Annotated in this window: 12 protein-coding genes and 1 riboswitch; of the genes, 3 read left to right on the plus strand and 9 right to left on the minus strand. The window is 73.3% G+C overall.

Annotated elements, in window-relative coordinates; translation table 11 throughout:
* Positions 1-24: 24 nt before the first annotated feature.
* Positions 25-1,041 (plus strand): GNAT family N-acetyltransferase, encoded by a 1,017-nt coding sequence (locus AB0M29_RS31745; protein WP_365388918.1) that lies wholly within the window; start codon positions 25-27, stop codon positions 1,039-1,041.
* 402 nt (positions 1,042-1,443) lie between these two features.
* Positions 1,444-1,617: riboswitch (cyclic di-AMP (ydaO/yuaA leader) on the plus strand.
* Between the two features lie 4 nt (positions 1,618-1,621).
* On the plus strand, positions 1,622-2,488 hold the full coding sequence (locus AB0M29_RS31750) for a peptidoglycan DD-metalloendopeptidase family protein (protein ID WP_365388920.1): 867 nt from the start codon (positions 1,622-1,624) through the stop codon (positions 2,486-2,488).
* 104 nt (positions 2,489-2,592) lie between these two features.
* On the opposite strand, the gene AB0M29_RS31755 is transcribed toward AB0M29_RS31750, so the two are convergent.
* The 6 genes from AB0M29_RS31755 to AB0M29_RS31780 form a co-directional block, all read right to left on the minus strand.
* A complete protein-coding gene (locus AB0M29_RS31755) occupies positions 2,593-5,343 on the minus strand; it encodes an AAA family ATPase (protein ID WP_365388921.1) in 2,751 nt (916 codons plus the stop codon).
* A gap of 10 nt (positions 5,344-5,353) precedes the next feature.
* Positions 5,354-6,148: a phytanoyl-CoA dioxygenase family protein gene (locus AB0M29_RS31760; protein ID WP_365388923.1), complete on the minus strand. Its 795-nt coding sequence runs from the start codon at positions 6,146-6,148 to the stop codon at positions 5,354-5,356.
* A gap of 58 nt (positions 6,149-6,206) precedes the next feature.
* The gene (gene rho / locus AB0M29_RS31765; RefSeq protein ID WP_365388926.1) at positions 6,207-7,355 is read right to left on the minus strand and encodes a transcription termination factor Rho; all 1,149 of its coding nucleotides are present in this window, start codon (positions 7,353-7,355) and stop codon (positions 6,207-6,209) included.
* Between the two features lie 297 nt (positions 7,356-7,652).
* Positions 7,653-9,785 carry a restriction endonuclease gene (locus AB0M29_RS31770; RefSeq protein ID WP_365388928.1) on the minus strand — a complete coding sequence of 711 codons (2,133 nt, stop codon included), beginning with the start codon at positions 9,783-9,785 and terminating at the stop codon, positions 7,653-7,655.
* 86 nt (positions 9,786-9,871) lie between these two features.
* The gene (locus AB0M29_RS31775; RefSeq protein ID WP_365388930.1) at positions 9,872-11,164 is read right to left on the minus strand and encodes a D-alanyl-D-alanine carboxypeptidase; all 1,293 of its coding nucleotides are present in this window, start codon (positions 11,162-11,164) and stop codon (positions 9,872-9,874) included.
* 205 nt (positions 11,165-11,369) lie between these two features.
* Positions 11,370-12,485: an inositol-3-phosphate synthase gene (locus tag AB0M29_RS31780; protein WP_365388931.1), complete on the minus strand. Its 1,116-nt coding sequence runs from the start codon at positions 12,483-12,485 to the stop codon at positions 11,370-11,372.
* A 192-nt stretch (positions 12,486-12,677) separates the two neighbouring features.
* Here AB0M29_RS31780 and AB0M29_RS31785 point away from each other — a divergent pair, with 192 nt between their 5' ends.
* A complete protein-coding gene (locus tag AB0M29_RS31785) occupies positions 12,678-13,904 on the plus strand; it encodes a transglycosylase family protein (protein WP_365388932.1) in 1,227 nt (408 codons plus the stop codon).
* Here AB0M29_RS31785 and AB0M29_RS31790 read toward each other — a convergent pair.
* The 3 genes from AB0M29_RS31790 to AB0M29_RS31800 all read right to left on the minus strand — a co-directional run bounded on the left by AB0M29_RS31790 (position 13,874) and on the right by AB0M29_RS31800 (position 18,751).
* Entirely contained in the window at positions 13,874-14,653 is a 780-nt protein-coding gene (locus AB0M29_RS31790) for a phosphatase PAP2 family protein (protein WP_365388934.1), read from the minus strand. The two genes, AB0M29_RS31785 and AB0M29_RS31790, sit on opposite strands and share 31 nt — an antisense overlap.
* 152 nt (positions 14,654-14,805) lie before the next feature.
* Positions 14,806-15,810, minus strand: a complete 1,005-nt coding sequence (locus AB0M29_RS31795) for an aldo/keto reductase family protein (protein ID WP_365388935.1) — start codon at positions 15,808-15,810, stop codon at positions 14,806-14,808.
* Positions 15,811-15,892: 82 nt separating this feature from the next.
* A complete protein-coding gene (locus AB0M29_RS31800; RefSeq protein WP_365388937.1) occupies positions 15,893-18,751 on the minus strand; it encodes a discoidin domain-containing protein in 2,859 nt (952 codons plus the stop codon).
* Between the last annotated feature and the right edge of the window lie 485 nt (positions 18,752-19,236).

A 19,236-nucleotide genomic window follows, 5' to 3' on the forward strand; every position in this document is an offset into this window, starting at 1 on the left:
GCCCCACTAGCGTCACCAACCACCATGACTGTCGCCATCGCGCCGCTGACTTCCGAGCACATACCTCTGGCCGCGCAGCGGTACGACCGCTGGTTCTCGCGGGCGAGACTGCCCCCGTCGCAGCGCTCGTGGCTGTCCGACGGGCCGGTCCGCGGCGAGGAGTTGCTCGGCAAGCTGCTGGCCACTCCGGGTCTCGAGGCGTGCCGGGCGCTGGACGGCGACGGCGGGCTCTGCGGGCATCTCGCCGCGGTCCCGGTCGACCTCGGCCCTGACGACCCGGCCGCGCTGCGCAGCCACCCGCGCTCGGCGCTGGTTCCCTACGGCGGCCACGCGCTGCCCGGCGGGCGCGAGTCGGAGGTGCTGCGCGGCCTGTACGCCAGGGTCGCCGAACGCCTCGTCGCCGACCGGCGGCTGGTCCACTACGTCGAGGTACCGGCGGGCGAGGCCGCCACCGCCCCCTGGTCCGACCTCGGCTTCGGCCGCGAACTCGTCCAGGGGCTGATGGCGGTCAAGGCCCGCGGGCGCCAGCCGCGCGGTGTCGAGGGGCTCGGCATCCGTCGCGCGGGCCCCGGCGACCTGCCGCAGATCGGCAGGATGGCCGCCGAGTCCTCGCGCCGGCAGCGCGAGTCCGCGATGTTCCTGCCGCAGCCGGAGGGCGCGCTCGCCGCGCTGCGCCTGCACTACGCCGACGCGCTCGCCGACCCGCGCTCCGCCGCCTGGATCGCCGCCCGGCGCGGCGAGGAGATCGGCATGGTGCTGGTCGTCCCCGCCACCCCCGACCCGGTGATCCCCGAGTCCTGCGTCGCCCTCGCCGAGGCCTACGTGGAGCCCTCCGCCCGCGGCGAGGGCATCAGCAGGGTGCTGCTGGCCACCGCGCTGGCCTGGGCGTACGACAACGGGCACCGCTACATGTCGGCCCGCTGGCACTCCGCCTCGCCGCTGGCCGCGGGGCACTGGCCCGCGGTCGGCTTCCGGCCGGTGGCGTACCGGCTCTGCCGCACGCTGGACGCCCGGATCGGCGGCAGGCCCGGCACCTGGTGAGCCGCGGCCGGGCGTGGTGAGGACATGGGTGGAATATCCGAAATGCCCTGCAAATAGAGGTATTTCAGCGTGATGCGGCTCACTTCATGACACCGGAGTGAGGCGCGTCACGCCAGGAACACGGTCCGATTGCCCGGGAGTACCCACGGTGTCCGATCCGGGTGCTTTATCACCCCATGTCTGACGGGCTTTCACCCAGGGTGAGTGTGATGGCCACGCTGTGGTGGCCCTCGGGCGACGGGGTGTGACGAGGCGTCCCGGTGTCCGAGCCGGGGTGATTTGCGGCGCATCGCGGTTGGTTGCCCGCAGATCGGACAGTCGTCTAGCTTCGCTCTCCGCGGGTCGGATACCCGCGATCATCCGTCGGGCGGAACGCCGAATCCTGCCGCCGCCCGGTTTCCTGGACTTTGATCACCGACGGCAGGGGCGGGGGACCCAGGTAAGCCGCCGTACCGCGGACGCGGTACGGCTCGGGGTGAAGTTCGCGGCGCCGTGCACAGCGACGGCCGGACCCACGCGACCGGGCATCTCCTGCCCGAACCCGACAGCTCACCTCGCAGGCGTAGGAGAGGAATCCCCCATGCCCGCACAGGGACAGCACCGCAAGCCCCGCAGCCTCAGCCGCCTCACCCGGATCTGCGTCATCGCCGGTACCGGTGGTGTCGCCATCGCCCTGCCGCTGGTGGGCGCCGACATCGCCTCCGCGCAGACCCCGGCCTCCGCGCCCGCCGCCGTCGCCGCCCAGGCCCCGCACGCGGCCCCCAAGGCCGCCCCGAAGGCCACGCAGTACAAGGTCGTCCGCGGCGACACCCTGTCGAAGATCGCCACCAGCCACCACGTGGCGGGCGGCTGGCACCGTGTCTACAACGACAACAAGACGGTCATCGGCTCCAACCCGAACATCATCCGCCCGGGCGAGAAGCTCACCCTCAACGGCCCGAACACCGCGCAGCACGCCGTGGTGAAGAAGGCCGTGCCCGCGCCCGCGAAGAAGGCCGTCAAGCCCGCCGCGAAGCCCGCGGCCGTGAAGACCACCGACTCCGGCTACACCAAGCCGGTCGGCAACGCGGCCATCGGCACCCCGTACCACCAGGCCGGTTCCAACTGGTCCAGCGGCTACCACACCGGCGTCGACTTCCTGGTCGGCACCGGCACCCCGATCCACGCGATCGCCGCGGGCACCGTGGTCTCCGCGGGCTGGGACGGCGCGTACGGCAACGACGTGATCATCAAGCACCCCGACGGCAAGTACACCCTGTACGCCCACCAGTCGCAGCTGCTCGTCTCGGCCGGCCAGACGGTCACCGAGGGCCAGCAGATCGGCCTGTCGGGCGCGACCGGCAACGTGACCGGGCCGCACCTGCACTTCGAGGTCCGCACCACCCCGTACTACGGCTCGGACATCGACCCCGTCGCCTACCTGGCCGCGCACGGCGTCACCGTCTGACTCCACGGCTGACCCCAGGTCCCCGTCACACCGCGAACCCCAGCGGTACGGCGGCTCCAGTGCCCGCCCGGTCCACGACCGGGCGGGCACCGCCATGTCCGGGGTCAGCCGAAGAGCGCGGCCAGTTCGCCGCGCGAGACCACGCCCAGCTTCGGATACGCCTTGTACAGGTGGTAGCCGACGGTCCGCGGGCTGAGGAAGAGCTGCGCCGCGATGTCCTTGTTGGACATGCCCTGTGCGGCCAGCCGGACGATCTGCGACTCCTGCGGGGTCAGCCCCGCCTCGTCGGCCGCCGACCTGCTCTCCTGACCCACCGTCACCGAGGCGCCGGACGCGCCCAGTTCGCTGCGGGCCCGGTCCGCCCACGGGCGCGCGCCGAGCCGTTCGAAGGTGTCGAGCGCGGTACGCAGCCGGCCGCGCGCCTCGCTCTTGCGGCGCGCCCGGCGCAGCCACTCCCCGTACAGCAGCGCGGTGCGGGCCGACTCCATCGCCCGGCGGTGCGGGTCGTGCGCGGCGAGGGCCGCGGTGAAGAGCCGCTCCGCCTCGGTGTCCGGGGCCAGCAGCGCCCGGCAGCGCAGCACCAGCGCCCGCGCCCAGTCCTGGCCCGACCGGTCCGCCCACGCCGTGAAGCGAGCGAAGGGCTCCTCCGCGCGCTCGGGCGTGCCCAGCCGGACCGCGGCCTCCAGCAGGTCGGGGACGCTGCGGGTGGCGCAGATGTGGTGCCGTACCGTCGCCTCGGTCAGCAGCGCGAGCCGGTCGAGCGCCGACTGGGGGTGGCCCAGGCCCAGTTCGTGCAGCCCCTGCGCCCAGTACGCCCACGGGGCGCCCGGGGCCATCGCCCCGCCCGTGCCGCCGGACAGCGCCTCGTCCACGTGGCGGCGGCAGCCCTCCTCGTCGCCGCGGACCGCCGCCACATGCGCCAGGACGCTGCTGAGCTGGCTGACCCATTGAGCCTGCCCGGTGTCCCGGGAAATGCGCAGCGCCTCGCTCGCGGTGGCGTGGGCGTCGTCGTAGCGGCTCTCGAAGATCTCCGCCTCGGAGTGGAAGAACATCAGCGTGGTCAGCCTGCCGACGCCGCCGCTGTCGCGGCTCTCCGCGATCAGCGCGCTGGTCAGCGCGTGCGACGCGGCGTCCTGGCCCAGCGTCAGGCCGACCCCGCAGAGCATCACCAGGTCGCGCGGGTCGAGCCGGCCGTCCCCCGCGGCGCGGGCCGCGGCCGCCGCCTCGTCCAGGGCGGGCGGTGTGCTGCTCGCCGCGCGGCCCAGGGCGCGGGTCAGGAAGTCCGCGACCGGCCGGATCGGCGCGTCCGCGGGCAGATCGAGGGCGGCCAGCCGCTCCAGGGTGTCGGCGACCACGTCACCCCCCAGATACCAGGCGGTGTGCGCGGCCTGCACCAGCATCCCGCCGGCCCGCGCCGGGTCGGACGTCGCGACCAGCCCCGCGCCCTCGGTCAGCAGCCGGTGCGCGGCGGGGAAGTCGCCCTGCCAGAAGTCGGCGAGCGCGCGGACGTGCAGGGTCCTGGCCCGCAGCGCGGGATCGGTGGCGGCGCGTCCGGCCAGCTCCGCGAAGCCCCTGGCCCGGTCGATCTCCCCGGCCTCCGAGGCGGACTCGGCGGCCCGCACCAGCCGCCCGGTGCGGGCGGCGGGATCGGTGCTGAGCCGGGCGGCCCGCTCATAGGCGAGGGCGGCCGCCGTGTAGCCGCTCCGCTCGCGGGCCCGGCCCGCGGTGTCCTCCAGCGCCGTGGCCACCGCCTCGTCGGGGCCGGTGGCGGCGGCAGCGAGGTGCCAGGCGCGGTGGTCGGGATCGCGGACCGGGTCGGCGGCCTCGGCGAGCGCCCGGTGGGCCGCCAACCGCTCCGACAGCGGCGCCCGTTGGTGGATCGCGGCGCGCACCAGCGGATGCCGGAAGCGCACGCTGTCGCCGTCCACCACGACCAGGCCGCTGTCCTGAGCGGGCGCCAGATCCGCCACGGCCGCGCCGAGTCGGGCGGAGGCTCGCAAAATGGTGCCCAGTTCGCCGGTGTGGTCGGCGGCGGCCACCAGCAGCAACGCCTGGGTGGCCTGCGGGAGATGGCTCACCCGGCCGTGGAACGCCATCTGCAGGCGGCTGGTGAGCGGCAGCGCGCCCGGCCCGTCGATACCGGGGGAGGCGGCGGGCGAGGCCGCGGCGCCCGGCTCGCCCCGCAGGCCCAGCGGCAGTTCGAGCAGTGCCAGCGGATTGCCCTGCGCCTCGGAGAGCACCCGTTTGGCCGCGGTGTCGGACAGCGCGCCGCCGCGCTCCGACAGCAGCGCCGCCGCCGCGTCCTCGCCGAGTGCGTCCAGCCGCAGCTCCGGCAGGCCGGGCGCGGTGAACGCGCCCTCGCCGTCCCGGGCGGCGAAGACCATCGCGATCCCCTCCGCGTCCAGCCGGCGGGCGGCGAAGATCAGCGCGTCGGTCGAGGCCCGGTCCAGCCACTGGGCGTCGTCCACCACGCACAGCAGCGGCCCGTCGCCCGCGTGGTCCGACAGCAGCGACAGCACGGCCAGACCCACGAACATCGGCTCGCCCGCGCCGTCGGCCGCCAGCCCGAAGGCTGCGCGCAGCGCCTTCGCCTGCGGCACCGGCAGCGCGTCCAGCGAACCCAGCGCCGTCCGCAGCAGCAACTGCAGCCCGGCGAAGGGCAGTTCGGCCTCGAACTCGACGCCCGAGCCGCGTACCACCGTCATCCCGTCCGCATGGGCCACCGCGTGCTCCAGCAGCGCGGTCTTGCCGATCCCGGCGGCCCCGCGCAGCACCAGCACACCGCTGCGCCCGGTACGCGCCCCGTCCAGCAGCGCGCCGATCGCGGCGGCCTCCCCGTCCCGTCCGTGCAGCATGGTGGGCACGCTAGCCGATCGCCTCGCCGGGGCCGGCACCGGCGGCGAGGCCGTGCCGGATCGCCGCCTCGACGGGTGAGTACCCGCCGTCGGCGCGCTCCAGCTCGTAGGGGACCGCCGGGTGGAGCGGCGGCTGCGCCATGAAACGGGGGCGGCTGCCGTGGTGCGGCTGCGCGGCGTGCACCAGGAACGGGTGGCACAGGTACACATCGCCCGGGCTGCCGGTGGCCAGGGCGAGCGGCCGGTGCGCACTGGCCGCGACCAGTTCGGGGGCGATCGCCAGCCCCGAGGCGCCCTCCTCGCCGAACCGCCGCAGGATCGGCGGCACGTCCAGATGGGAGCCGACCCGGATGCGGGTCGGCGCGTCCTCGGGACCGACCTCGGAGAACAGGAAGAGCATCAGCAGCGCGCGGTCCTTCGACCGCAGATTGGCGAAGTACCAGTTCGCGCCGGGCGGCAGATAGCTGCCCTCGATGTGCCAGCCCGCGTCGTCCGGCTCCTCCGGGTGCGGGAAGCGCAGTGGGAACGACCCCAGTGACGGCCGCGGCACCCAGCGGCCCGCGCCCACCAGCCGGTCGAACGCGGCATGCAGGACAGGGGTGTTGGCCGCCTCGACGAAGGGCGGCTGTGCCATGTCGTGGACCCAGTGCACCGGCTTCGTCCAGGTGGCGGGGTCGTCCGGGTCGCAACCGGTCCGCTCCCACAGCAGGTCCGCGCAGGCCGCCGCGGTCTCGGCCGGGAAGGCGCCCTCGATCGTCACGAACCCGTCGCGCAGGAAGCGCTCCTCCAGCGAGTTGTCGTCCACCGGCCGATCATCATGCGGCCGGACGGCGGGTCGCCACTGAATTTCCGGCCGGTGGCGGTCAGTCCTGGGCGCCGGGCAGCGTGGCCTGGATCTGCCGCAGGAAGGCGGCGTTGTCGGGGGACTGCCGCAGCCGTTCCAGCAGCACCTCCAGGCCGGACTGGGCGCCACGGCCGTGCAGCGCGCGGCGCAGGCCGCGTACCACCGACAACTCGGCGGCCGGGATGAGCAGTTCCTCGCGGCGGGTGCTGGAGACCGTGACGTCCACGGCCGGGAAGATCCGCCGCTCGGCCAGCGCGCGGTCCAGGTGCAGCTCCATGTTGCCGGTGCTCTTCAGCTCCTCGTAGTAGTAGTTGTCGGCGCGCGAGCCGGTGTCCACCAGCGCGGTGGCCAGGATGGTCAGCGAGCCGCCCTCCTCGGCCGTGCGGGCCGCGCCGAACAGCCGCTTGGGGCCCAGCAGCGCGGCGGCGTCGACACCGCCGGAGAGCGTACGGCCGTTGTTCGAGGCCGCGTTGTTGTACGCCCGGCACAGCCGGGTCAGCGAGTCGAGCAGGATCACCACGTCCTGCCCCTGCTCGACCAGCCGCTTCGCCCGCTCGACGGCGAGTTCGGCCACGGCGATGTGCACCTTGGCGGGCTGGTCGAAGGTGGAGGAGATCACCTCGCCGCGCACACTCCTGCGCATGTCGGTGACCTCCTCGGGGCGCTCGTCGAGCAGCACCACCATGAGATGGCAGTCGGGGTGGTTGGCGGCGACGGCCGCCGCGATGCTCTGCAGCACCATGGTCTTGCCGGCCTTCGGGGGCGCCACGATCAGACCGCGCTGCCCCTTCCCGACCGGGGTGACCAGGTCCATCACCCGCCCGGCCATGGCGCCCGCGCCGGAGCCGTGCTCCAACCGGAGCCGCTCACCGGGATGCAGGGGGGTGAGGTCGGCGAAGTGCGGGCGGCCGCGCAGGGATTCGGCGGGCAGACCGTTGACGAGGTCCACCCGGCCCAGCGCCCCGGGCCGCCCGGTGACACCGGTCACCAGATCGCCCTTGCGCAGGCCCGCCTGCCGGATCTGGGCCTGCGACACCTGGATGTCGTCGGGTGACGCCTGCCACCCGTGGGTACGGAGGCGGCCGTGGCCGCCGTTGAGGTCGAGTACGCCCAGCACCCGGTCCGGCAACTTCTGCTGGACGGGCGGGCGTTCGAGAGTCTCGGTCATGAGGATCGTCCTTTCGCGGACGGAAGTTCTGCGCACGACGCATCGCCGTGCGGGGGTGACTTGCGGGGATTTCGGCGTGAGCGGGCACGACACGCTCCACGAACCGCGAAGACCACCGGTGGCCGGACGGACGGAAAAGCTCAGATGCCGGAAGGCGGCCGGTGAGGAGAGGCACCGCCGAGAAGGGGGTGCGGATTCACTGTCGGCACGGGCGCCGCAAACAGGGCGCAGACACGTGCTGCTGTGAAGGTAACACACGAGTGGGGGAAGTTGTTCCCCCCTTCGGGCTTCAGGGGGTCATTCCACCGCTATGCCGTGCTCCTCGACCAGTGCGACCAGGCCGCCGGGGCCCGCGTAGCCCTTGCCGCCCGCCACGAAGCGCCAGTCGCCGTCGGCGCGCCTGCGGAAGGAGCCGAGCACCAGAGCGGTCTCGCCGGGCCTGCCGTCGGAGACGTCCAGCCGGTCGGCCTCCGTCCCCGAGGGGTCGGTCAGCCGGATCCTGGCGTCGGTGAACCCGGTGAGGTCGGCGCCGGGGTCGGCGTCCGGGTCGATCGCGGCGACCAGCACCACCCGGTCGGCGCGCGCCGGGAGCCGGTCGAAGTCCACCCAGATCGCGGCCTTGTCCTCGCCGGAACCCGGCATCATCCGCACACTGCCGTCCGGGGTGCGCAGGTTGTTGAAGAACACGAAGTGGTCGTCGTCCAGCACCCGGCCGCCCGCGCAGACCAGCGCGCACACGTCGAGGCGGACGTCGCCCGACCACCACATGCCGAGCACGCTCGCCGAGTCGTCGGCGTCGCCGGAGTCGTCGAAGCCCGGCATGTCCGGCACGGTGGCCGGATGCGCCGGTGCGGGGCCGCGGTCCTCGCCCCGCGGGTCGCCCAGCCGCCCCCGCAGACCGTGCTGGTGCAGCAGGTGGACCAGTTCGGGTCCCGAGACCAGCGTCATCGGTTTGCCGCTGGCGAAGGTGTACGAGCCGGGGCCGAAGCCCGAGGTGGTGATCAGCACCCCCTTGTTCGCGCCCTCGCTCTGCACCGTGCCGTAGAGGTCGCGCACCGCGGTGGGCGGCACGGTGTGCCGGTACCGCTTCACCTGGACCACGATCCTGCCGCCCCGTATCGGGTCGGGATCGAGCGCGTCCACGTCCACCCCGCCGTCGCCCGAGCGCTCGGTGGTCACCGCCTGCATGCCCATGGCCCGGAACAGCTCCGCGACCAGGTCCTCGAACTCCAGCGGGTCCATCGAGAACAGCTCGGGCTCCTCGTCCCCGCCGTGGGTGACCACCGCGCGGCCGACGTCCTCGGGCAGCCGGCCGGTCCGTACCGGGGTCCGCTTGTCGGGACGCGCGGAGAGCTGCCCGCGCAGGGCGCCCACCAGGCACTCCTCGGCGTCGACCTGCGCCAGGTTCAGCGCCGTGAACTCGGCCCTGGTGACCATGACGGTGGCGAGGAAGACCTGGGAGCGGTGGCCGGTGGCCGGGTCGGTGTCGTCGACGAACCCGTTGAGGACCACCGAGTCGAGGACGTCGAAGCGGTCGGCGGCGAACAGCTCGCGCAGCACCAGCAGCACACAGCCCGCCAGCAGGGCGCGGTACGCGGCGCGGCGCTCGGCGGCCGGCCGCGCGACGTCCTTGTCCCGGTCCGCGGTGGGCATGTACCGGACCGCGGACGCCTCGGGGACCGCGGCGTACCCCGGCAGCTCCCAGTTGAGCACGAGTTGGCGCTCGGCGGCGCCGAAGGACGCGGACACCTGGCGGGGCAGGTCCTGCGGCCAGGCGCCGGAGGCGTAGAGGGCGGCGGTCAGATACTCCACCACCGCGTCGGGGTCGCGCTCGCGCAGCGCGGCGACCGAGGCCGTCACCTCGGCGTTGTGCCGGCGTATCTCGCCCAGCCGCTGGTCCGCCCACTCCTGGTACTGCCGCTGGTAGGCGGCCAGTTGCCGCTGCCGCTGGGCCTCGGCGGCCTGCGCGGTCCGCAGGTCGGCCTCGTACCGGGCGCGGGCCTGTTCCCGCTCCTGGCGGCCGCCGAAGCCCCAGCCGCCGCGCTGCGGCGGCGCGTAGGCGTCCGGGTGCGGCATCGGGACCGGCTCCGCCAGACGGCCCGGCGCGAACGGCTCGATCCGCTCCGGCGTCATCAGCGCCTCGGGCGTGAAGGGCGGCGCGGCGCAGCCGGCCGCCAGCAGCCCGGAGAGCTCGGCCATCCGCCGGTCCAGCTCCTCGGTGCGCAGTCGCGCGTCGGCCTCGCGGCGCTGCCGGTAGGCGGCCTGCTGCTCCCGGTGGCTGCGGGCCGCCGCCCGCTCGGCCTGCCGCTGGCGGCGCTCCCGCTCCCGTTCCTGCTGCGCCCAGGCCCGGCGCTCCGCCTCCTGCTGGCGCTGCTGCTGCCGCTGGACTTCGGCCCATGCGGATACCGGACCGGTGCTACGGCGGGTCATACGGGGACGGCTTCCTTTCGGCGCGCCGGGACGCGCACGCTGCGGTCCACCAATCCACCGAGCGTACTGCCGCCGCTACTTCGCCGTCACTGCCCCTCCTTCCCGCCGTTGCCGCGGGTCTTCGCCGAGGACCGGCGGCGCAGTACCAGCACCGAGCCGGCGGAGGCCAGTGCCAGGGCGCCGCCCACGTACCAGGCGGTGGGGGAGGAGGGCGCGGCCTCCGCGCGGGTGGGGGTGTGCGGGGCGGCGGCGACCGGGACCGGAGCGGGGTGGGTGTCCTTCTCCGCGGGCAGCGGGTGGCCCGTGGCGATGCGGTAGTCGGCGCTGGTGGCGTTGAGAGTGCCGACCGAGCCTGCCTTGCCCGCGGCCTTGAACCCCCAGTCCAGCAGGGCGCCCGCCTCGTGGTAGACGGCCTGCGGGAGGCCGGACTGCGGGTTCATCACGGTGGCGATCAGGGTGCGCGAGCCGTGCCGGGCGGCGGCCACCAGGGTGTTGCCCGCGTTGGTGGTGTAGCCGTTCTTGACCCCGATGATGCCCGGGTACACCCCGACACCGTTGGCGCCGGTCAGCAGCCGGTTGGTGTTCTGGATGCCGAAGGACTTCACCAGGTTGCCCTTGGCGTCGTAGCCGCCGGGGAACTCGGCGGTGGCGGTGGAGACGTATCCGGCGAAGTCGGGGTTGGACAGGCCCGCGCGGGCGAAGAGCGCCAGGTCGTAGGCCGAGGAGACCTGGCCCGGGTAGTCGTAGCCGTCGGGGGAGACCACATGGGTGTCGTCGGCGCCCAGCATCCGTGCCTTGGCCTGCATCTGACGGACGGTCAGCGCCACCGAGCCGTTCATGTGCGCCAGTACGTGCACGGCGTCGTTGCCCGAGCTGAGGAAGACCCCGCGCCACAGGTCGGCGACGGTGTACTTCTGCTGGGCCTGGACACCGACCAGGCTGCTGCCCGCGCCGATGCCCGCCAGGTCGGCGTCGGTGACCACATGGGTGGTGGTCGCGGGGAAGCGCGGCAGCACGGTGATCGCGAACAGCGTCTTGAGGGTGCTGGCGGGCGGCAGCGCGCGGTGCGCGTCCTTGGCGGCGAAGACCTGGCCGGTCCGCGCGTCGGAGATGGTCCACGACAGCGCGGTCAGCGACGGCGGGGCCGGTACGCCGTCGGTCGGCTGGTAGACCACACCCCCTCCGGAGAGCAGCGGGCCGCCCACCAGCGCCGAGGTCGCGGCGGCGGCCGACGAGCCCTGCCCGCCGTCACCGGAGGCGACCGCGGCGGGCGCGAGGGCGACCGCCGCGGCGGCCAGGCAGCAGCCCACGGCGAGGCTGGTGGCGAGGGTGGTACGGCTGTGGGCGGGGCGGGACAGCGGGGGGCGGAAGACGTTCATGGCGTCACCGTAAAAACGCATCCGGCGGTACCGCGCGGTGGCGGGGACCATCCGGATGAGGCACACGGCCACCGGCGTGACGTGCCGCGACCCGATCCGGCGTTTTCCCGACGGTCCGTCACATCACCACCGGCGTGACGTGCCGCGGTCCGGTCCGCCGATATTCCGACGGTCCGTCACATCGCCGCCGCCCGCCGTCCGCTGATCAGCCGTCGGACAGTGCGCGCAACCCGGCCGCGACCTCCGCCTCGTCGAGCGCGACCGGCGGCGCCTTCATGACGGCGGCGGCCACCGGGTCCACCACACCGCCGATCCCGCGGTCCAGCGCGGCCTTCAGGCAGCGGACCGCGTCCAGGACGTTCCCGGCCGCGCTCGGCGAGTCGTCGACCTCCATCCGCAGGTCGATCTCCAGCGGGGTGCCGCCGAAGCCCTCGCCGTCGATCCGGATGAAGGCGACCTTGCGGTCGCCGAGGAAGGGCACGAAGTCCGCCCCGACATGCGCGGGCGCCCGCTCACCGGAGCCGCCGTAGACGCCCTGCGTCTTGGTGGCCTTCTTCGTCGCCATCCGCTCCGGGTCCTGCATGTTGAGGAAGTCCATGTTGCCGCCCGCCAGCAGCTGGTACGTGCTGCGCAGCCGTACGCCGTTGCGGGCCAGCACGTCCACCAGGGCGCGGTGCAGCAGGGTCGCGCCGAACTGGCTCTTCAGGTCGTCCCCGGCCAGTGGGAGCCCGGCGTCGGCGAACGCCGCCGCCCACCGCGGTGAGCGCGCCACCGTCGAGGGGATGCAGTTGAGGAAGGCGCACCCGGCCCGCAGCGCGGCCTCGGCGTACAGCTCGGAGGCCGCCTGGCTGCCCACCGGCAGGAAGTTCACCAGCACATGGGTGCCGCTCTCGCGCAGCCGCCGCACGATGTCGTCGAGTGTCGCGGCGCCGCGGGCGGCCACCCGCTCGGAGCTGCTGCGGCCGACCCCGTCGCTCAGCGCGCCCTCGGTGACGGGCACGCCCAGGTGCGGGACCTCGGCGAAGGCCCGGGAGTTGTTCGGCTCCGCCCAGATCGCCTCGGACAGGTCGAGGCCGGTTTTCGCGGTGTCCACGTCGAAGGCGGAGGTGAAGCGGATGTCGGAGACGGCGTAGCCCGCCAGCACCGGGTGGGTGAGCCCGGCGGGTGCGGTGTCCTCGCCGGTCCCGGCGTCCGCGTAGAACCGCACGCCCTGGACCAGGGACGACGCGCAGTTGCCCACTCCGACGATGCCGACGTTGACGGTGGGTCCCGCGGTGCCGCTGACGCCGCCGGTGGCGGCGGTGCTCGTTGAGTCGATCATCGGATGAGCGTACCGAGGCGTGTGTGCGCCCCGGCGCCGCCGGTATCGCGACGCAGCGCACTCTTGCGGTCACTCTTGTGGGGGACTATGCGGGGGGCCTATCTTTGGCGCGCCCGTATTGCGGGCGTTCGGCAGCCCACGGCCTGTACGGCAGCCAAGGCCCGTACGGCCGGTCCTGGAAGGACTCGTGCCATGCCCTTACGCGGACGCCACCGCCGCTACCGTCCCAGCAGGGTGTCGCAGGCATCCCTCACCGTCACCGCGGGCGGCGCCGGTCTCGCGCTCCCCCTGATCGGGCTGAGCAGCGCGCACGCGGCGGCCGGGAGCGTCTGGGACAAGGTCGCCAACTGCGAGTCCTCGGGCAACTGGAAGATCAACACCGGCAACGGGTACTACGGCGGCCTGCAGTTCGCCGCCAGCACCTGGAAGTCCTTCGGCGGTACGGTCTACGCGCCGCGCGCCGACCTGGCGTCGAAGAACCAGCAGATCGCGGTGGCCGAGCGGGTGCTGCGCAGCCAGGGCCCCGGCGCCTGGCCGGTCTGCTCGGTACGTGCCGGACTCACCCGGGAGGCCGCGACCGCCTCGCACACGGTGACGGTGCCCGCGGCGAAGGTACGGCCGCTGTCCGCGCGCGAGACACCGCTGAAGACCTCGCACCCGAGCACACATCCCGCCACGCACCCGGCCTCGCACCCGGCGCAGGCGCACACCGCGCCGGCCGCCGCCCACAACTATGTGGTGGTGCCCGGCGACACGCTCTCCGGCATCGCCGCCGACCACCACGTCACGGGCGGCTGGCCCCGGCTCTACGCCGACAACCGCGCGGTCGTCGGCGACGACCCGGACCTGATCCTGCCCGGCCAGCGGCTCGCGCTCACCGCCCCGCACACGAAGCCGGCGCCCGCGCCGCAGGCCAGGCCGCGTACGGCCACCGCGCCCAAGAAGTCCGTGGCGCCCGCCGGGACCCGCACCCTGGAGCGTACGGCCAAGCCCGCTGACGCACCGTCACACACCGCGTACACCCTGCCGGTCAGCGGCGCGCCGATCGGCACGCCGTACCACGCCTCCGGCGCGCACTGGGCCAGCGGCTACCACACCGGCGTCGACTTCCTGGTCGGCACCGGCACCAGCGTGAAGTCGGTGGCCGCGGGCACCGTGGTCTCGGCGGGCTGGGGCGGCGCGTACGGCTACCAGATCGTCATCCACCACGCCGACGGCCGCTACAGCCAGTACGGGCATCTGTCGCAGATCTCCGTGAAGGTGGGCCAGAAGGTCAACTCGGGTCAGCGGATCGGCCGTTCGGGATCGACCGGCAACGCCACAGGGCCGCATCTGCACTTCGAGATCAGGACCGGACCCGTCTACGGCGACGACATCGACCCGCTGGCCTATCTGCGCTCCCACGGCGTGTCCGTCTGAGCCGAGTCCGCTTCGGGCGGGTCGGATCCGGTCGTGCCTTCCGGCTCCGGCTCCGGGCCGCCGCGCCGGACGAACGCGGTGAGCGGCGGCAGCGTCAGGCAGAGCCAGCAGGCGGCGAACAGCCAGCCGCCCAGCACGTCGGTCGGCCAGTGCACGCCCAGGTACACCCGGGAGCAGCCGACGGCCGCGGCGAGCAGCACGGACACCCCGGCCAGCACCTGCCCCGGCCTTCCGGGCAGCGCGCGCAGCAGTCCCCAGGCCAGTAGTCCGGCGGCCATCGCGCTGCTCGCCGTATGGCCCGAGGGGAAGGCGTGGCCCGAGGCGTGCACCGCCCAGTCCGCGGCCGGCGGGCGCGCCCGGTGCACGGCCAGCATCAGCGCGCTGCGCAACAGCTGCCCGACCGCCAGGACGGCCACCGCGAGCAGCACGGTCACCGCTCTGCGCCGCCTCCCGGCGCCCGGGCCGCCCCCCAGCCAGCCGCCGAGCGCCGCCGCGAGATAGGGGACCGGACCGGTGCCCAGATCGGTGACGGCGCGGGCCGTCGTCACCATCGCCGACGGCCGGTGCGCGACCGACCAGCGGTGCGGACCGGTGTCCACGCCGTACGGGACGCCGCCGCGCCAGGTCACGAACCAGGCGAGCAGGCCGAGCAGGAGGGCGAGGACGACCGGCGGCAGCGCGCGGCGCGCGGAGGGGCGGCGCACCGCGAGGCGGCGGCCGCCGGCGGGGTGCCGGTCGGGAGCGGTCATCGTGGGGCGCGCCCTTCCCCGGGGAGCGCGGCGAGGGCCCGCCCGGCCGTGTGCGTGGAGCTGTCCACAGATCGTCTACAGATCTGTAGTCACTCTACGCCCCGGCCGGAGCGGGCCCGCCGCCGTACGGAATGAGCAGGGCGGATACGGCGTCACGGACGCCGTGCGGGCGCGTTCTGCCGGGTCTTCTGAGGGTCGGTGACGGCGACGGGCGCGAGGACCGCGTCCATCTTCGCCAGCAGGTCGGCGTCGAGCTTCACACCGGCGGCCCTCACGTTCTCGGTGACCTGCTCGGGGCGCGAGGCACCGACGATCGCCGCCGAGACGTTCGGGTTCTGCAGCACCCAGGCGACGGCGAGCTGGGCCAGGCTCAGCCCGGCGTCCGCGGCCAGCGGGTGCAGCTGCTGCACCCGCTCCAGCACCTCGTCGCGCATGAAGCGGCCGATCATGTCCGCGCCGCCCTTGTCGTCGGTCGCGCGCGACCCCTCGGGCGGCTGCTGCCCGGGCACGTACTTGCCGGTCAGCACGCCCTGCGCGATCGGCGAGAAGACGATCTGGCCGATGCCCAGCTCCGCCGAGGCGGGGACGACCTCGCCCTCGATGACCCGCCAGAGCGCGGAGTACTGCGGCTGGTTGGAGACCAGTGAGATGCGCAGCTCGCGGGCGAGCGCGTGGCCGCGGCGGATCTCGTCCGCGGTCCACTCCGAGACACCGATGTAGTGCGCCTTGCCGGAGTGCACGACGTCGGCGAACGCCTCCATCGTCTCCTCCAGCGGCGTGAACCGGTCGAAGCGGTGCGCCTGGTAGACGTCGACATGGTCGGTCTGCAGCCGCCGCAGGGAGTTGTCGATCGATTCCATGATGTGCTTGCGCGACAGGCCCCGGTCGTTGTGACCGGGGCCCGTCGGCCAGTAGACCTTGGTGAGGATCTCCAGGCCCTCGCGGCGCTCGCCCTTGAGCGCCCGGCCCAGTACCGACTCGGCGCGGGTCTGCGCGTAGACGTCGGCGGTGTCGAAGGTGGTGATCCCCGCGTCGAGCGCCGCCCGCACACAGGCGGTGGCGGCGTCCTCCTCGACCTGGGAGCCGTGGGTGAGCCAGTTTCCGTAGGCGATCTCGCTGATCATCAGGCCGCTGCGGCCGAGGTGACGGTATTCCATGGGAGCGACCCTAGATCGTCACCCCGGCCCGCGGCGAGGTCGGTCCGGGCCGGTCCCACGGCGGGCCGGCCCGGCGGCGGCCTCAGGAGCCGTACGCCTCCAGTTCGGAGAGCTGGCCCGCCGGCCAGCCGGTGTTGGCGGTGAAGGTCAGCCGCAGGTAGCGGGTGCTGGTCGGGGTCAGGGTGATGGTGACGCTGTCGCCCGAGGAGGGGTCGAAGGTGTATCCCGCCGAGGACTTGAGCGTGGTGTACGAGGAGTTGTCGGTGGACCCGAGGACGCTGAGGGTCTCGGTACGGGTGCCCCAGCTCGGGGGGAGCTTGAGGACGAGGCGGCCGACGGTCCGCGACGCGCCGAGGTCGACGGTCAGGGACTGCGGGAAGGCGCTGTCGGTGCTCTCCCAGTAGCTGTCGGCGTTGCCGTCCACCGCGTGGGAGGCCACGTAGACGTCCGTGTGCCCGGTGTCGGAGGCGGGCTGCCCCTGGGCCAGGTTGGTGCCGGCCGGCGGGGTGGTGGGCGGCGGGGTGGTCGGCGGAGGCGTGGTGGGCGGGGTGCCGTCGGCCGCGTACACCTCGAACTCCGCGATCTGGCCCGCGGGCCAGCCGTCGTTGCCCGTGATGGCCAGCCGGACGTAGCGGGCGGTGGCCGCCGCGAAGGTGAGCGTGGCCGTGTTGCCCGACGACGGGTTGAAGGTGACGCCGCCGGAGCCCTTCAGGGTGTTCCAGTTGGAGTTGTCCGTGGAGCCCTGGACCGCCAGCGTCTCGGTGCGGGTCGCCCAGTCGGTGGCCGGCGGGAGCTTCAGCGTCACCTTGCCGATCGACTGCGCGGAGCCCAGGTCGACGGTGAGGTTCTGCGGGAAGGCGTTGCTGTTGCTCTCCCAGTACGTGCTCGCGTTGCCGTCGACGGCGTTCGCCCCCGTGTAGTTCTGCACGGACGACGAGGCCGTGGTGGCGTGGCCCTGGGCCAGGTTGCCGTTCGGCGGGACCGTCGGCGGTGTGGTGGGCGGAGTGGTCGGGGGAGTGGTGGGCGGGGTCGTCGGCGGTGTGGTGGGCGGGGTCGTACCGCCGCCACCGCCGGTCGGCACGCCGCCGTTCGTCCACACCGGGGTGGGCCAGGTGCCGGTGCAGGTCGTGCCCGTGTTCCAGCCGGAGTTGCCGCCGCCGTCGGTGATCGCGAAGCCGGTGCCCACGCAGTTGTGGATCGGTGTCGCGGCCTGCGCGATGTTCTTCGCCTTCACGTTGGTGAACTTCATCGTCGCGTTGGCCTGCGCCTGGATGGCGTAGGTGCCGGCCCCGTCGATGTTCACATTGGTCATGTTGACGCCGCTGACACCGCCCTCGATGGTCTGGATCGCCTCGTAGGAGCTGTCCAGGATGTCGGTGTCGGAGACGTTGATCGTCGCGCCGCTGATCGGTTCGTTGAGCCCGTCGAACCAGATGGCGCCGACGCCGAAGTTCCAGTTGAAGTCGCTGTTCCCGGCGCGGATCAGGGTGTTGCGGGCCGCGGTGATGGTGCCCGAGACCGCCGTGCCGGAACCGGAGTTGACGCCGGGGTAGCGGTTGGCGATGTGCAGGCCGCCGCCGTTGGTGATGGTGTCGGCCATGACGTTGTCGGACAGATTGAAGTCCTTGCCGCCGTACGTGACGACGTTGTTCGCCAGGATCGGCAGCACCACGGTGTCGTGGTCGAAGCTGTCACTGACGTTCGGCACGTTCTGCGGCCAGGAGGCGAGGCCGTCGTCACCGGTGTTCCGCACGAAGGTGTTGGTGACGGTGGAGTTGGTCACCCCGGTGTGGAAGTTGACGCCGTCGGCGGTCGTGTCGAGGATGCGGCTGTTCTTGATGGTGAAGTGGTCCATCGGACCGTCCATCCAGGCGCCGACCTTGACGTGCTGGATCCACAGGTCGTCCACGGTCGAGTTCGACATGGCGCCGCCGATGCCGTTGACCTGGTCGTCGTCGACCCGCTCCTGGATGTCGCCGATGATGGCGAAGTCCTTGAGCGTCACGTTCTTGCTCGGGCCGCCGGCCTCCTGCGGGCGGATCGGCCCGGTGTAGCCGCCGCCGGACACGTACTTGCCGTAGAAGCCCGCCGCGCGGTTGCGGTTGACCGGGTCGCGGCCGCCGAAGACGGTGTACCAGGGACCGGCGCCCTGCACGGTCACCCCGTCCACCACCACATGGTCGTAGAGGGTGTACGTGCCCTGCGGGATGTAGACCGTCTTGCCCTGTGCCTGGCCCGCGTTGACCGCGGCCTGCATCTTCGCGGTGGAGTCGGTGGCACCTGTCGGGTCGACGCCGTAGTCGGTGACGGCGTTGATCGAGCCCGCGGGCTGCGTGATCGGCGCCGCGACCTGCTCGAAGTCGGCCAGGTCGATGGTGAAGGACGGCGACTGGGCGGTCGAGGTGACCTGCACCCGCACCTTGGTGCCGGTCGGGAGGGTGGACCCGAACATGGTCCGCGCCTCGTCGTAGAAGTGGTGCGGGTTGGAGTCACCGGGGTTGTTGTTGAACGGATAACCCCCGTAGTACCAGCTGTACTTGGACGTCACAGGCAGCGTCTTCACCGACGAGCCGTTGACCTGTACGTCCAGGGCTGCGTCGCGGCCCTTGCCGTCGGAGGTGTCCGGGATGCTGTACCGCAGCGACATCGCGTTCGCCGGGGCGGTGAGGGTGAACTCGACGTACTGGCCCACCGCGTTGAGGGTGACCGCCTGGCGGCCGGACGCCTCCGACGGCAGGTGGCCGTAGTACCGGTCGGGCCCGATCAGCGTGCCGTTGGTGGCGGCGTACTCCGCCTCCAGCTCCTTGAACGGCACGTTCGCGCCGCGCCCGGAGATGCCGATCGGCGACGGCGCGGGCACGCCCGCGGCATGCGCCGCGGGCGCGTTCGCCAATGTCACAGCGGTCAGCGCGGCCGCCGCGGCCACCGCGAACGACAGCACCGCCGCGGTGCCGCGCCGTCTGAGTCGGTGGCTGCGTAGGGGGGTTGGCTCATGGCTGTGCGGTAGGTGCGACACAGGCACACGTCCTTGCGGGGTCAGGGGGGCGGAGGGGGGAGTTGCACCCGGCCAGGCGGGGAGAGACTACGAGTCGCGTCGCAGTAAGTCCATGAGTCTGCGCAAAAAGACGATGGCTCTTCGCAATATTCGCGATACCTGGCCGTCATTTCGGGACGTCGATGCCCTTGCGTAGGTCGTGCCCCGAAGGGGCGCGGGGACGCGCGCTGCGCTGGCGGAGGACGGTGCCCTACAGGGGCGCGGGGAAGGTGCGCTGCGCTGGCGGAGGTCGGTGCCCTACAGGGGCGCGGGGAACTGCGCGCTCAGCCCCCACCTGGCCGGTGGTCGGGAGACAACGCGTCTGCCCCATTGGGGCCGGTGGTGACCTGCAGCCCGGTCATGGGCTGGTCGCGCAGTTCCCCGCGCCCCTA

The sequence above is a fragment of the Streptomyces sp. NPDC051976 genome (assembly GCF_040680795.1).
Taxonomy (GTDB): Bacteria; Actinomycetota; Actinomycetes; order Streptomycetales; family Streptomycetaceae; genus Actinacidiphila.